Genomic DNA, 15,069 nt, shown 5'->3' on the forward strand with positions numbered 1-15,069 from the left:
TTGAGAAGGATGTCGTAACGAGTTGTGAGCAGACTCGCGCGGCCCCTGGTAGCGTTGGGCTGTGTCCTGTCTCGGGCCTGTGCAGCGGGCGCGGCCCACCCCAGGGCCACCGCGCAAGGGCCGCCCCGCCGCGCTGGTGGCGTCCCCCTTCCCGACTCGCGCAGCGAGGCGAGAGAAGGGGGAAGCGGCGCAGCCGCTCAGGGGGATGGCCTCTAGAAGTCCACCAGACTCAACCCCACGCTGAACACCGTGCGCTTGCGGTTGTAGTCGATCATGCTGTCGCCGTAGCCGCTGAACAGCGAGGTGTGCAGGCGCAGGTTGCTCTTGCTGCCAAACAGGCCGGTACCCAGGGCCTGCAGCCACTCCACGCGCACCGAGCCCCGGTCGCTGCTGGCCAGCGTGTGGCGCACGGTGGCGCCCAGGGTGTTGTCCTTGTTCACGTTCCACAGCAGCGACAACTCGCCCCGGCCGATGTAGTCGCTGATGCCCGGGTTGTCGTCGCTGCCCGCGCTTTCGGGTATGCGCTTCCAGATACGGGCGTTCACGCTGAGGCGGTTGTCCAGCTCGATGCCGGTCATCAGGTAGGCGCGGTTCCAGCTGCGCGATAGGGGTTTGCTCTGGCCGTTGGACTGGTGCACCAGGCCGATGCCGCTGTAGCGCCACTTCCAGCCAAACGGCAGTTGCGCCGTGGTGGGGTACACGTACATCAGCTCGGGCTCGTGGTCGGTGGCGCGGAAGGGGCGCGAGATCTCGGGCGTGAACAGCTGCCAGTACGACTGCTGCGTGTAGCCAAACCACAGCGAGTCCTTGAGCGTGGGGTGGCCCTGGGTCAGCATGCCCTGGGCGATCTTGGTGCGCACGGACAGCTGGATGCGGTTTTCAGTGCGGCGGTAAGGCGTGGAGTCGGTGGCCGAGTTGCCGTCGGCATCCGATGTGGGCTGGCGGTTCACGCTGCTCGATGCCACCACCGACACCGTGATCGGACGGTAGCCGCGGAAGCTGAACGTGCCGCAGTCGGTGCCCGTCTCCAGCTCCCAGAAGCGGGAGAGGTCGCTGTACTGTGGGTCGCGGCAGCCTTCGGTGCGCGCCACGTCGATGATGCGCGTGGCGGGCAGCGTGGCGTCCACCGGGGGTGGCACGGCCGACGAAGACGTTGCGCCGCTGGCGTTGGCTGATGCCGCTGTGGCTTGCCACGCCTGCCCACCCGCAGGAGCTGCCTGCGCCTGCTCGGCCGCCCAGGCATCAAAGCAGGCCAGGCGCGCCTGGTTGTCGCTGGACATAGCGGTGCAGCGGCGCAGGGCTGCGTCGGTCCCTGTTGCGGCGCCGGTGGCTGCGGCTGGGGCTGATTGCGCCAGCGCCGCGCCGGCCGGGGCCAGGGCGGCCGCCAGCAGCAGGGCCAGAGAGCGGTGCCGATGGGGCGCTGCGGGCACGCGCGTTGCAGCGCTCATTGCCAGGCCGCCTGTTTGCGCAGCACAAACGGTGCCGACGGCGTGGTGGGGGTGGGGTGGGCGTTGTTCCATGTTCCGCGTATTTCCTTGCCGCAACTTCCATCGACCACCTGGCCTGTCCAGGTGGCGCTGATGTTGGTGCCGTTGATCGATTCTTCCAGGGTCAGGTCGCCGCCATCGACGTCACCACTGACCTGGGCCGTGGTGCCGCCGCGCACCACGGTGCCACGCACGCTCTGTGCCAGCTCGGGGTGCGGGCCCAGTTGCAGCGTGGCGGTGGTGGGCTGGTCCCCCGGCGCAGGGGCCTGCAGCTCGGCGCGCCATTGGCCCTGCAGGTGTTGGTGGTCCATGTCTGCCGCCGTAGGGCATGCCGCAGTGGATTGTGGGCCTTTTTGGCCGATGGCGCTTGTAGGAAAAGCGCTGATAGCTATCAAAAGCGCAGCAATGCTCCAGACGCTGCGGCCAGGGAGCAGGGCCGAGCATGGATGGGGATACGTGCTGGGGTGTTTTGCCATGGTGCGTGTGCGCTCTCAGGCGGTGGGCGCCGGGTTGGCGGCCGCAGCGGCGTTGGCCGCCGTGGTGGCCTGGGCCTTGGCCGCAAACTCGGCGCGCAGGGCCTTGAGCTTTTCGCGCGGGTCTTCGCGGGCGGTGGTCTTGTCCAGGCCCATTTCGGCGATGAAGCGGCTGGGCTGTGCGGCCACCATTTCGCGGCCCTTCTTGCGGCGCTTGGTCCAGCTCACGGCCAGGGTGCGCTGGGCGCGGGTGATGCCCACATACATCAGGCGGCGCTCTTCCTGCAGGCGCTGCAGCACGTCGTCGGTCACCTTCTGCTGGCGGCCTTCGTCGTCGTCGAGCTTGAAGGGCAGCATGCCCTCGGTCACACCTACCAGCACCACATGCGGCCACTCCAGCCCCTTACTGGCGTGCAGGGTGGAGAGCGTGACCATGTCCTGCTCCTGCTCGCGCTCGCTGATGGTGGAGAGCAGCGCAATGGTCTGCGACACCTCCAGCAGGCTCTTGGTCTCCTTGGCCACCACGGCGCCCGCGGTGTCGTCAATCTGCCCGCCCGCACGCTGGGCCATCCAGTCGCAGAACTCCATCACGTTGCTCCAGCGGGCGGCGGCCACCTTCTCGCTGTCTTCGTTGTCGTACAGGTGCTGCTCGTAGCCGATTTCCTTGAGCCATTCGTTCAGAAAGGCGCGGGCGTCTTCGGCGCCGACGGTGCGGCGGGCGCTGTACTCCAGGTAGTTGATGTAGCGGCCAAACTCGTGCAGGCCGTCCATGGCGCGCTTGGGCACGGCGGCCGGTAGCATGCCGTTGAACAGCGCACCGAACATGCTCTGCTTGTGCTGCGTGGCAAACGCGCCCAGCGCTGCGAGCGTGGTGTGGCCGATGCCGCGCTTGGGTGTGGTGATGGCGCGCAGAAACGCTGGATCGTCGTCGTTGTTGATCCAGAGGCGAAACCAGGCGCACAGGTCCTTGATTTCCGCCCGGTCAAAAAAGCTCGTGCCGCCCGAGACCTTGTAGGGGATGTTGGCCTTGCGCAGCGCCTTTTCAAACGGTTTGGCCTGGTGGTTGGCGCGGTACAGGATGGCGAAGCTCTTCCAGTCCGGCGGTGGGTTGCTGGCCGCGCGCAGGCTCTGGATGCGGGCCACGGCGCGCTCGGCCTCGTGCTCCTCGTTGTCGGCATCCACCACACGCACCGGCTCACCTTCGCCCAGTTCGCTGAACAGTGTCTTGGGGAAGAGCTTGGGGTTGGGCCCGATCACGTTGTTGGCCGCGCGCAGGATGGCGCTGGTGGAGCGGTAGTTCTGCTCCAGCTTGATGACCTTGAGGTGGGGGTAGTCCACCGGCAGTTTCTTGAGGTTGTCCAGCGTGGCGCCGCGCCAGCCATAGATGGACTGGTCATCGTCGCCCACGGCTGTGAAGTGCCCCTTTTCGCCCACCAGCAGCTTGAGCAGCTCGTACTGCGTGGCGTTGGTGTCCTGGTATTCGTCCACCAGCACATGGCCCAGCGCGGCCTGCCACTTGGCGCGCACTTCGGGGAAGTCGCGCAGCAGGCGCAGCGGCATGCCGATCAGGTCGTCAAAGTCCACGCTCTGGTAGGCCGCCAGGCGCTCTTCATAGCGCGCCATCAGCGTGGCGATGATGCGCTCGTTGTCGTCCGCCGCCTGGGCCAGCGCCTGCTCCGAGGTCAGGCCCATGTTCTTCCACTTGCTGATCACCCACTGCCATTGGCGCGCGGTGGCCATGTCGGTGGTGCCACCCGAGGCTTCCTTCAGGATGCCCGTCACATCGTCGGCGTCCAGGATGCTGAACTGGGGCTTGAGGCCCAGCACATGGCCGTCCTCGCGCACCATGCGCACGCCCAGCGCGTGGAAGGTGCAGATCAGCACATCCTTGGCCCGTTTGCCAATCAGGTGCCCGGCGCGCTCGCGCATTTCCGACGCCGCCTTGTTCGTGAAGGTGATGGCCGCGATGCGCTTGGGGTCCATGCCCTTTTCGATCATGTGGGCGATCTTCATGGTGATCACCCGCGTCTTGCCCGAGCCCGCACCGGCCAGGACGAGGCAGGCCCCGTCGGTGTAGTGAACGGCCTGGAGTTGGGCGAGATTGAGACCGGCAGACATGGAGGAAAAGGAACGTGCAGAAAGGGCGAAGGGGGAACCGGACAGGCGCGGGGCGGTGGGCGCCACGGTCGTGGGGTGCACGCCGAGGGGACGTGCAGCGCAAGGGCGCAATGATACCGGCGTACCCCCCGGCATGCCCTGGTCGCCCCCGCGCGACCGGTGCCTGACGGTCGGCTGACAGGAGCGCCCCGCAGCCCATGGGGCAGGCCCTGTGCTCCGGGAAACCCCGCTAGGGGCTTTGTTTTCACAATTTGATACTGGTTGGAGAGTCCCTCCCCCACCGGGAGGGGAGTGTTGTGAACCGAGCACCGCCATGAACCCTGTGACCCCGCCTTCCATCGCTTTGACCGCCGCCACGCCCCGCGCCGTCCACGGTCGGTTGCCCCTGCCTTTATGGACCGCATGCGCCGCCCTGGCGGCTGCCGGTGTGCTGGCGGGCGCGGCGCTGCTGCCACGGGCGGCGCATGCGCAGGCGGGGGGCAACGCCCCCGCGCGCATCGGCGTGGTGGGGCCTTTCACCGGGCCGTCGGCCGACTTTGGTGTGCCCATGCTCAATGGCATCAAGCTGGCGGTGGATGAGATCAATGCCGTGGGCGGCTACCTGGGCCGCCCGCTGGAGCTGGTCATCAAGGACGACAGGGCCGACCCCGACCAGGGCCGCAAGGTGTCGCAGGAGCTGCTGGCCGAGACGGTCGTCGCCACCATTGGCTTTTGCAACACCGGCGTGGCGCTCAAGGCCATCGACCTGTTCCAGGACGCCAAAAGCCCGCTCATCGTGCCCTGCGCCACGGGCACGGCCGTCACGGCCAAATACCCTGCGCCCGACAGCTACATCTTCCGCGTGCAGGCCCGCGACGCGATCCAGGCGCCCTTCCTGGTGGACGACATCGTCAAACGCGGCTGGGACAAGGTCGCCATCTTTGCCGACAAGACCGGCTATGGCGAAGGCGGCTACAACGACGTGGTGGCCGCGCTGGCGGCCAAGAACCTCAAACCCGTGCATGTGGCGCGCTTTGATCTGGGGGTGAAGGACCTGACGGCCGAGCTGACTGCGGCGCGCAACGCGGGCGCCAACGTGGTCTACAGCTACACCGTGGGGCCGGAGAACGCCACCATTGCCAATGGCAAGAAGGCGCTCGGCTGGAAGGTGCCGCAGGTGGGGCCGTGGCCGCTGTCGTTCCCGTTTTTCCTCGAAGGCGCCAAGGACGCGGCCGAGGGCGCGCTCATGGTGCAGACCTTCATCGCCGAGCCCAGCAACGAGCGCCGGGCATCGTTCCTGTCGAGCTACACCCGCAAGTACCAAGGCAAGGTGGCCGTGCCCATGGCTGCGGCCAACGCCTACGACGCCACCTATCTGCTGATGTATTCGTTCCTCGGTATCCGCGACGGCAACCTGAACGGCAAGGCCATCAAGGAGTCGCTGGAGGGCAAGATGAAGACCTACTACGGCGTGGTCACCACCTACGACAAGCCCTTCAGCGCGCAGGACAAGGACGCGATCACGCGCAACATGCTGGTCATGGGCATGGTCAAGAACGGCGCGATCACCTTTGCCTACCCCGAGGATGCCAAGCGCAACCTCATCATCCAGCGCAAGCAATAACAAAAAGCGGGTGCCTGCGCTCGCCACCCGCGAGCCCACCCACCTGACTTTGCGCTGACCACCTAGTGGGCTGCAGGCCCTGGCCGCAGGCGCAACAAGGACAATCGGGCCGTGCTGTCCGTCCTGCTCATCACCTTTCCCTTCTTTGCGCTTGTGCTCTGCGGCTACCTTGCCGCACGGCGCGGCGTGCTGCCGCAGCCGGCCATCCCGGGGCTCAACGCCTTCGTGCTGTACTTTGCGCTGCCCTGCATGCTGTACCGCTTTGGCGCCAGCACGCCCATCGGGCAACTGCTGGACCCGGCCGTGGCGGGCGTCTATGTGCTGTGTGCGCTGGTGATGGTGGGGGCCACCGTGGCGCTCACGCGCAACGCGCGCATCGGCTGGAACGATGCCGCCTTTGGGGCGCTCGTTGCGGCCTTCCCCAACACCGGCTTCATGGGCGTGCCGCTGCTGGTGGCCCTCCTGGGCGCGCAGAGCGCAGGCCCGGCCATCGTCACCATCGTGGTGGATATGGTCATCACCAGCTCGCTGTGCATCGCGCTCTCGCGCCTGGATGGTGCGGGCACCCACGGCGTGGGCGTGGCGCTGAAGAACGCCTTCAGGGGCATGGCCACCAACCCCATGCCCTGGTCGATTGCCCTGGGAGCGCTGGCGTCGGCGCTGCAGTTCAAGCTGCCCGGTCCGGTGGACAAGACCATCGCCATGCTGGCCGACGCGGCCTCGCCGGTGGCACTGTTCACCATTGGCGCGGTGCTGGCCCGTTCGCAGATGAACCAGCACGAACAGGTGCCCGCGCGCGACTACGTGCCGGTGGCGCTGGCCAAGTTGCTGGTGCACCCGCTACTGGTGTGGGGCGCAGGCACCGCGGCCATGGCACTGGGGGTGCCGCTCACGCCGTTCGCGCTCACGGTGATGGTGCTGCTGGCCGCCTTGCCTAGCGCCAGCAACGTGTCGCTGCTGGCCGAGAAGTTTGGCGCCAACAACGGGCGGGTGGCGCGCATCATCCTGGTGTCCACCGCGCTGGCGTTTCTGAGCTTCTCTGCCGCCGTCGCGCTGCTGACCTGAGCCGCCAGGCCGCTGCGGTGGGCTCAGGCCGCTGTCGGCGTCTTGCGTCCCACCAGGTACTGCACGCCCAGCATTCCGTAGAACTCCGAGTGCGGCTCTTCAGCCGCCAGGTGAAAGACATCACCCGCCTGGTACACGCGTTCTGACGTAGCCGTGGCGATGCGAATATCGCCCGACAGGATCAGCGCCTTGGCCTCGAACGGGTGCGTGTGGTCGCCCAGCATGCCGCCGGCCTCGCGGGTCACGGTGACGGCGGGCTCGAAGCCCTCGCGGGCCAGTTCGTCTGCAAATTGTTCGGGGGTCATGGGGTCTCCTGCGGCGGTACGGGGGCAGTGTAGGTGCGGGCTCAAAGCCAGGGTGGGGGCTCGGACTCTCAAAAATGATAGCTACCAGCGCATGATGCACTAGCGCTACTGCCGGATTTGCTTCCATTTTCATGCGGGGATCGCGCGTGGGAGTCGCCCAGCCAACGTGACCGGCCCGCTGCCGTGCCGCAGCTTTGGCCTGCCTGTCGTTGCCTTCCTGAGATGGCTGCCTTGAGAAAACGATACGAAAAAACATTCGACATGGCATGCCTTTTGCGCCGACGATGTGGCGTGGTCAATGGGTGCCCACGAACGGACAACAACAGGAGATTCACTATGAGGAAGAGGAATATCGCGCTGTGGGCACTCACGCCCGTGGCCGTTGCGCTGGTGCTGTCGGGTTGCGGCAGCGGCTCGGACAACGACCTGGCCGTGGACAACAATGCCCAGAGCTGCTCGGTGGTGTCCAGCTCCGGATCGGCTGTGGTGGTGGGCTCTGGCGTGGCGGGCGACCCGGCCGCGCCCGAGGCGGCATCGGGCTACCGTCTGGGCTACAAGGCCAAGCAATCGAGCAAATACATGGTGGTGGCCAACACCCCGCTGGCCACCAAGGCCGGCTGCGACGTGCTCAAGGCCGGCGGCACGGCGGTGGACGCTGCCGTGGCCGTGCAGGCCGTGCTGGGCCTGGTGGAGCCGCAGTCCAGCACGCTGGCAGGCAGCGCTTTCATGATGTATTACGACGCCAACACCAAGAAGGTCGTGGCGTACGACGGCCGCGAGACCGCCCCTGCTGCCGCCAACGGCTACTACCTGGTGCGCCAGGACCAGGGCGATGCCTCGTCCCCCGCGCCCGTGCCCAGCGCCCGGCGCAGCGGTCGCTCCATTGGCGTGCCTGGCGTGATGCGCATGCTGGACATGGCCCACAAGGAACACGGCAAGCTGGGCTGGGACAAGCTGTTCGACGAAGGCATCCAGCTAGCCACCAACGGCTACCGCATTCCGGGCCGCATGGGTGACGCCATCAAGGGCAACGCCGCCAGCCTGGCGCTGGATGCGAATGCCGTCGCCGCCTTCTTCAACGCCGACGGCACACCCAAGGCCACCGGCACCGTGACGACCAACCTGCCGTATGCACAGACGCTGCGCACGCTGGCCAGCGGCGGCGCCAACGCCCTGTACTCCGGCCCTCTGGCCGAAGCGATCGTGGCCAAGGCGGCCCAGTCGGTGGGTGACGATGCGGCCAAGACGCCCATCACCCCCAGCCTGATGACGGTGAACGACCTCAAGAACTACCAGGCCAAGAAGCGCGAACCGGTGTGCACCACCTACCGCGCAAGCTACTACGTCTGCACCATGTCGCCCCCGTCGTCGGGCGGTATCGCCATTGCGCAGGCGCTGGGCATTCTGGAGAACTTCGACCTTTCCAAATACGGCCCCACCAACCCGACCAACGAAGGCGGCGTACCGAGCGTGATGGGCGTGCACCTGGTGTCCGAGGCAGAGCGCCTGGCTTATGCCGACCGCGACAAGTACGTGGCCGACACCGATTTCATCCCGCTGCCTGGCAAGGGCGTGTCCACCATGCTGGACAAGGCTTATCTGAAGCAGCGCGCGGCACTGATCCAGCCGGACGGCAAGTCGCTGGGAACGGCGTCGGCAGGGGCGCTGGGCGATGTGCCTCTGGGCGTGGACAAGACGGTGGAGCGCGGCACGACGCACTTCTCCATCGTGGATGCCTACGGCAACGTGGTGTCGATGACCTCCACGGTCGAGTCCAGCATGGGCTCGTTCCACATGGTGGGCGGCTTTCTGCTGACCAACCAGCTCACCGACTTCTCGGCCCAGCCGGCTGACGGCGCCGGTGTGCCCATTGCCAACCGCGTGGCGCCCGGCAAGCGCCCCCGCAGCACCATGGCGCCCACCCTGGTGTTCAAGGGCACGGAGCCGGGTGATTTCGTGATGGCCACGGGCTCGCCGGGCGGCGGCACCATCATCCAGTACGTGCTCAAGACCGTGGTCGGCGCGGTGGACTGGAACCTCGATGCCCAGCAAGCCACATCGCTGGTGAACTTTGGCGCCACCAACAGCCCCACCACCAACGTGGACGGCGCCAACACGGCGCTGGACCTCACCGGGCTGATCGACGGCCTCAAGGCCAAGGGCCACACGGTGAACAACGCCGCGCAGTCGAGCGGCGTGTCCACCATCATGCGGGTCAACCGCAACGGCCAGACCCGGCTGGAAGGCGGGGTGGACCCCCGCCGTGAAGGCATCGTGCTGGGTGACGGTGCGCTGTAACCGGCGAACCACGCTCTGACCAGGCGGGGGCTGCGTTGAAAAGCGCAGCCCCCGTTGCTTTTGGCCGTTGCGCAAGACTGCGGGTGCGCCTTATTCCGTTGCCAAATCATTCGTGTCTAGGCGCGAAGCCGCAGACAGTGCTGTAGCACGGCAAGGCAAAGCAACAACGACACGGATGATTTGGAAATGGAATCAGATCGCCAGCGGGTCCACGTCCACCAGCCAGCGGATCAACCCCTTGTGCTCCGGCTGGCTGCGCGTCGCTTGCAATATCGGCTGCCACGCGGCCAGAAAGCGCTGCAGGGTGGCGCGGCTGCTGCTCTCCATCAGCATCTGGGCGCGCTCCACATTGGCAACGCGCTGGATCGTGAGCGGCACGGGCGGGAACAGGATCACCGTGCCGTCGGGCAAACCTGGCAACTGCGCGGCGTGCGCGGCAGCGGTGGCTGCTGTCAGAAAGCCCTGCGCCACCTCCTGCGTGCGCGCATCGGCCCGCACCAGCGCCTGGTACGAGAACGGGGGCATGGCCGCCTCTTCGCGCTCCTTGAGCTGCTGGGCGGCGAAGGCTTCGTAGTCGTGCTTGCGCAGCGCCTCGAACACGGCGTGCTGGGGGTGAAAGCTCTGCACCCACATCTCAGGCTGCGTGCCGTGCACCGCTTGGGCGGCCATGTAGGCGGCGTCGCGCCCGGCGCGGCCTGCGGCCTGCATCAGCAGGGCAAACAGCCGTTCTGCGGCGCGGAAGTCGCTGCTGAAGAGTGCGCCATCGGGCTGCACCGCAGCCACCAGCGTGATGCGCCGGAAATCGTGCCCCTTAGCGATCATCTGCGTGCCCACCAGCACATCCACCTCGCCCGAATGCACCTGTGCCAGCTGCGCCTCCAGCGCGCCCTTGGCCTTGGTGGTGTCAGCGTCGATGCGGGCGATGCGGGCGGGCGTGCGGTCGGGCCGCAGCACCTCCCGCAGCAGCGTGCCCAGCTGCTCCTCCAGCTGCTCGGTGCCCTTGCCCATGGGGTGGATGTCGGGGCTGCCGCAGGTCGGGCAGTGAAACGGCACGCGCACCGTGTAGCCGCAGTGGTGGCAGCGCAGGGTGCGGTCGGTCTTGTGGAACACCTGGTGCGCGCTGCAGTGCGGGCAGTCGCTCTTCCAGCCGCAGTCCACGCAGTGCAGCACGGGCGCGTAGCCCCGGCGGTTCAGCAGGATCATGCTCTGCTCGCCGCGCGCCACGCGTTCGGTGATGGCCTGCAGCAGCGGCGCGCTGAACACGGTGCGGCGGGGCTGCTGGTTCATGTCCACCCGGCGCACGCGGGCCAGGGCTCCGGCGCCGATGCGGCTGGGCATGTGCAGGCGCACGTAGCGGCCGCCCTCGGGGTCCTCGGCCGTGGGCGGGCGGCTGGCGTGCCAGCTCTCCAGCGACGGGGTGGCCGAGCCCAGGATCACCTTCGCGCCCTGCTCGCGTCCGCGCCAGATGGCCAGGTCGCGGGCGGAGTAGCGCGCGCCTTCTTGCTGCTTGTAGCTGGGGTCGTGCTCCTCATCGACCACGATGAGCCTCAGCCCCGGCAGGCTGGCGAACACCGCCATGCGCGTGCCCAGCACGATGCGTGCGCTGCCGCCATGGGCGGCCAGCCAGCTGGCCAGGCGTTGCGGGTTCGTCATGCCGCTGTGCAGCGACACCACGGCGCCGGGGCCGAAGCGCGGCGCAAAGCGGCCTGCAAACCGCTCCTCCAGCTGGGGCGTGAGGTTGATCTCGGGCACCATCACCAGCGCTTGGGCGGTGGGGTCGGCCTCCAGCATCTCCTGCACGCAGCGCAGATACACCTCGGTCTTGCCGCTGCCGGTGCTGCCAAACAGCAGGAAGGGCCCTTTTTCTGCAGAAATTCGGGCCCTGGCGCTTTCCTGCTCTGCGGTGAGTGCTATGTTTTCAATAGTGCCTGAGGCGTCTCCAGCGCCCTTGGCCGGGCGCCGCAGCCGCCGCGCCAACTGCTCGGGACGCAGGTCGCGCAGCTGGGGGGGCAGCGCGGCCAGCGCCACCTCGCCCAAGGCCCGCTGGTAGTAGCGCGCCGCAAACCCCACCAGTCGGCGCCACGGCGCATCCAGGGGCGCCACACCCTCCAGCACGCCGGCAATGGGGCGCAGGGTGGCGCCATCGGGCAGCTCGCCAGGGGCCTCGTCGGCATCCCACACCACGCCCAGCACCTCGCGCGTGCCCAGGGGCACACGCACCAGCGTTCCGGGTGAGAGCGGGCGCTCACTGGCGTAGCTCAGCAAGTCGCCGACCCCGCTGTGCGAGGGCGTTTGCAGGGCAACGTGGACGATATAGGTGGGCATAGGCACGGGCTATGGGGTGACTGGCGAGCTTAGTGCGCGTTGTGGATGTGATCTGGAGCTTTGGCGGCTAAGTGCTTGATTTGCCGAGGGTGTGTGAGTAATCCCGGATTTCTGTGGATAACTTTGTTGACATCCCGCCTGGACCCCCGCCCAAGCCGCATGAATACTGGCTGCGAACAGATTGCCCGGAAATGCGGCACTCCAAAAAAATCCTTATGAATCAATCATCTGAAGAAATTTGGCCTCGATTTTTGTGCTAAGCCCATTCGGCGTCTCGATGTTGCGCTGCATCACGTTTTGTGTGCATAAGTCGGACAGCATGGGTTCGTCAAGAGGACAGGCAGCCCCCTTTTTGTGCTAGTGCCGTCATCAGATGTTCATGCATTTCTTCGGTTTGGGCTGCAAGTGGTTGATTTGACAGGGTATTTGTAAGAAATCCAGAATTCCTGTGGATAACTTTGTTGATATCCCTTGGGTTTGCCCCGCAAGTCCTTGTCAAATCGTGCTTTGGCTGGATTGCCTGTCAAAAAAGCAGGGGATTTAAATCCTTATGAATCAACGACTTAGTGCGTTGGCAAGGTTTTTTGGCAAGTTGCAGTCTGCTGTCATGCCGGGCGTGAGGATGCTCCATTTTTGTGCATAAGTGCGCTGGCGAGGCGCCTGGATCTGCGACGAAATGCCCGGGGATTGTCGCAGGGCCCGGAGTCTCTGGCGTCCCGGGTGTCACAGCGCTCCATGTCGCTTTGCTTCAAGACGGCGCAGCGGCTTGTGGCGACGATGCCGCCATGGCTACTTACTCTTCTTCCCCCATGACAGAGGCGCCCACCATGGAGCGCGACGGTTTTGTGCTGGCCCGGCTGGACGAGGTGGTGCAAGCGGCGCGCACCGACAGCCTGTGGTTCATGACCTTCGGCCTGGCGTGCTGCGCGGTCGAGATGATGCACGCCGCCATGGCGCGCTACGACCTGGACCGCTTCGGCATCATCCCGCGCTCCAGCCCGCGCCACAGCGACCTGATGATCGTGGCGGGCACCCTCACCAATAAGATGGCGCCCGCCATCCGCAAGGTCTACGACCAGATGCCCGAGCCGCGCTATGTGATCTCCATGGGCTCGTGCGCCAACGGCGGTGGCTACTACCACTACAGCTACTCGGTGGTGCGGGGTTGCGACCGCATCGTGCCGGTGGATGTGTATGTGCCCGGCTGCCCGCCCACAGCCGAGGCGCTGCTCTACGGCATCCTGCAGTTGCAGGCCAAGATCAAGCGGCCCCGGGTGATCCAGCGGTAAACGGCGGGTGGTTTAACTGCGCCGCAGCAGCCAGTCCGCATCGTCGCCCGGCCGCTGGGTGTGGGCCTTGAGTGCGGCAGGGGGCCTCTCGAACAATGCACGCGCCTCGCGGCTGAAATGCGCCTGGTCGGCGTAGCCATGGCGCAGCGCGGCGTCGAGGGCCCCGGCGTTGCCATCGCGCATGGCCAGCAGTGCATGTTCGGCGCGCAGCATGCGTTCGATCTCTCCCGGCCTCAGGCCCGTTAGCTGCCGGGTGCGGCGCTGCAGGTGCCGGGGCGTCCAGTCCAGCGTGGAGGCCAGGGCCTGGCGTGCGCCGCGCTGCCATGCCTGGTGCAGCACCTGCAGCCAGGCGGCGTGCCGGTCGGCGACCGCTGCCCAGCGCGGGGTCAGAAAGTCCACGCACAGCGCCTGGCGCGCGCCATGGTCGGGCGCCGTATGGACGGCCGCCAGGAAGGGGTGCCACTCCTCGGGCAGCCAGGTCACCGCGTCCGTGATGCGGTCGGTCAGCGGCGCCAGGTCCTGCCCGGTCAGCAGCCCCAGCGCGCCGGGCTGGAACGCCAGGCAGAACGAATCGCCATCGCGGGAAGAGACCGAGTGGTACGGATGGCGGTGGGCGCCCGAGAGCGTGATGGCCGGTAGGGCCGCTGCCGTGGGTGTACCCGCACATTCCACGAGCCGGGCCGTGCCCCGCGTGAGCCAGATGATGCCGGGGTAGGGGCTGGGCGGTACGCGCGTGTCCGCCGGGGTGTGGGGTGGCTGGCGGCCCAGGTCGCGCCAGAAAAAGGCGCGCACGCAGTCCGCGAGCGCGCCGGGTGGGGCTTGCAGTGCCGAGGCGGGCAGCGCCTGCGGGCCGGTGGGTGGCTCCGCTGGCGGCGGTACGGGGTGTTCCATTGCCATCACCTGGTCCCTGCCGGGTGCGCCGCGCGGTCTGGAGCCCTCGCCCGGGCGATCAGCCCTGGCGCTGCGCGCGCGAGTGGCTGTGCACGGCCTCCACCATCGCCGCCACATGCTCGGGCGGGGTGAACTGGCTGATGCCATGGCCCAGGTTGAAGATGTGCGTGGGGCCGGTGGTGTTGCGGTCGGTGTGGGGCTTGCCAAAGCCGTCGAGCACGGCATGCACCTGGGTCACGATCTGCGCGGGTGGCGCAAACAGCACGTTGGGGTCGATGTTGCCCTGCAGTGCCTTGCCGGGGCCGCCCACCTGCCCGCCGACGATGGCGCGCGCCTTGCCCAGGTGGGCCGTCCAGTCCAGGCCCAGCACCTCGCAGTCGACGTCCTTCATGTCGTCCAGCCAGATGCCACCGCCTTTGGTGAAGACGATGCGCGGCACGTCGGTGCCATCCACGCCGGTGCGTTTGAGTTGGGCCAGCACGCGCTTGGTGTAGGCCAGGCTGAATTCCTGAAATGCGCCGTCGGCCAGCACGCCGCCCCAGCTGTCAAAAATCATCACGGCCTGGGCACCCGCGTCGATCTGGGCGTTGAGGTAGGCGGCCACGCTGTCGGCATTCACGGCCAGGATGCGGTGCATCAGGTCGGGGCGGCTGTACATCAGTGTCTTGACGAGGCGGTAGTCGTCCGATCCCTTGCCTTCGACCATGTAGCAGGCCAGCGTCCAGGGGCTGCCCGAGAAGCCGATGAGCGGCACGCGGCCGTTGAGCGCCTTACGGATGCTGGTCACGGCGTCGAACACGTAGCGCAGCTTGTCCATGTCGGGCACGGCCAGCGCGGCCACGGCCGCTTCGTCGCGCACCACTTTCGCAAAGCGCGGGCCTTCGCCCTCGGCAAAGGACAGGCCCAGGCCCATGGCGTCGGGCACGGTCAGGATGTCACTGAACAGGATGGCGGCGTCGAGTGGGAAACGCTCCAGCGGCTGCAAGGTCACTTCGGTGGCGTACTGGACATTGGTAGCCAGGCCCATGAAGCTGCCCGCCTGGGCGCGCGTGGCCTTGTACTCCGGCAGATAGCGCCCCGCCTGGCGCATGAGCCACAGGGGCGTGTAGTCGGTGGCCTGACGGCGGCAGGCACGCAGGAAGGTGTCGTTGGCAAGGGGGGCGAAGGTCATCCTGCGATTGTCGCAGGCCGACCGCCGGTGTCGGTACCCGATCC

The 15,069-nt window shown here is 67.1% G+C and carries 11 protein-coding genes; 4 read left to right on the forward strand and 7 right to left on the reverse strand.

What is annotated here, in order from left to right:
• Positions 1-212: 212 nt before the first annotated feature.
• The 3 genes from DNK89_RS21990 to DNK89_RS22000 form a co-directional block, all read right to left on the reverse strand.
• A complete protein-coding gene (locus DNK89_RS21990; protein ID WP_110961828.1) occupies positions 213-1,448 on the reverse strand; it encodes a phospholipase A in 1,236 nt (411 codons plus the stop codon).
• Positions 1,445-1,798, reverse strand: a complete 354-nt coding sequence (locus DNK89_RS21995) for a hypothetical protein (RefSeq protein WP_238990895.1) — start codon at positions 1,796-1,798, stop codon at positions 1,445-1,447. The genes DNK89_RS21990 and DNK89_RS21995 overlap by 4 nt, the downstream gene beginning before the upstream one ends.
• 180 nt (positions 1,799-1,978) lie before the next feature.
• A complete protein-coding gene (locus DNK89_RS22000; RefSeq protein WP_110961829.1) occupies positions 1,979-4,078 on the reverse strand; it encodes an ATP-dependent helicase in 2,100 nt (699 codons plus the stop codon).
• Positions 4,079-4,391: 313 nt separating this feature from the next.
• Here DNK89_RS22000 and DNK89_RS22005 point away from each other — a divergent pair, with 313 nt between their 5' ends.
• On the forward strand, positions 4,392-5,681 hold the full coding sequence (locus tag DNK89_RS22005; RefSeq protein ID WP_110961830.1) for an ABC transporter substrate-binding protein: 1,290 nt from the start codon (positions 4,392-4,394) through the stop codon (positions 5,679-5,681).
• Between the two features lie 111 nt (positions 5,682-5,792).
• Complete coding sequence (locus tag DNK89_RS22010) at positions 5,793-6,746, forward strand: AEC family transporter (protein WP_110961831.1); 954 nt, start codon at positions 5,793-5,795, stop codon at positions 6,744-6,746.
• Between the two features lie 23 nt (positions 6,747-6,769).
• Here DNK89_RS22010 and DNK89_RS22015 read toward each other — a convergent pair whose 3' ends face one another.
• Entirely contained in the window at positions 6,770-7,051 is a 282-nt protein-coding gene (locus DNK89_RS22015; protein ID WP_110961832.1) for a cupin domain-containing protein, read from the reverse strand.
• Between the two features lie 336 nt (positions 7,052-7,387).
• Here DNK89_RS22015 and DNK89_RS22020 point away from each other — a divergent pair, with 336 nt between their 5' ends.
• Positions 7,388-9,349 (forward strand): gamma-glutamyltransferase family protein, encoded by a 1,962-nt coding sequence (locus DNK89_RS22020; protein ID WP_110961833.1) that lies wholly within the window; start codon positions 7,388-7,390, stop codon positions 9,347-9,349.
• Between the two features lie 192 nt (positions 9,350-9,541).
• Here DNK89_RS22020 and priA read toward each other — a convergent pair whose 3' ends face one another.
• Complete coding sequence (priA, locus tag DNK89_RS22025) at positions 9,542-11,674, reverse strand: primosomal protein N' (RefSeq protein WP_015015960.1); 2,133 nt, start codon at positions 11,672-11,674, stop codon at positions 9,542-9,544.
• Between the two features lie 827 nt (positions 11,675-12,501).
• Between priA and DNK89_RS22030 the strand changes: the two genes are divergently transcribed.
• On the forward strand, positions 12,502-12,963 hold the full coding sequence (locus DNK89_RS22030; RefSeq protein ID WP_370220959.1) for an NADH-quinone oxidoreductase subunit B family protein: 462 nt from the start codon (positions 12,502-12,504) through the stop codon (positions 12,961-12,963).
• 12 nt (positions 12,964-12,975) lie between these two features.
• On the opposite strand, the gene DNK89_RS22035 is transcribed toward DNK89_RS22030, so the two are convergent.
• Both DNK89_RS22035 and hemE read right to left on the reverse strand, forming a co-directional pair.
• Positions 12,976-13,854 carry a helix-turn-helix transcriptional regulator gene (locus DNK89_RS22035; RefSeq protein WP_238990896.1) on the reverse strand — a complete coding sequence of 293 codons (879 nt, stop codon included), beginning with the start codon at positions 13,852-13,854 and terminating at the stop codon, positions 12,976-12,978.
• A 58-nt stretch (positions 13,855-13,912) separates the two neighbouring features.
• Entirely contained in the window at positions 13,913-15,025 is a 1,113-nt protein-coding gene (gene hemE, locus DNK89_RS22040) for a uroporphyrinogen decarboxylase (RefSeq protein ID WP_110961836.1), read from the reverse strand.
• Positions 15,026-15,069: the final 44 nt, after the last annotated feature.

Source organism: Acidovorax sp. ST3, assembly GCF_003231145.1.
GTDB lineage: Bacteria > Pseudomonadota > Gammaproteobacteria > Burkholderiales > Burkholderiaceae_C > Acidovorax.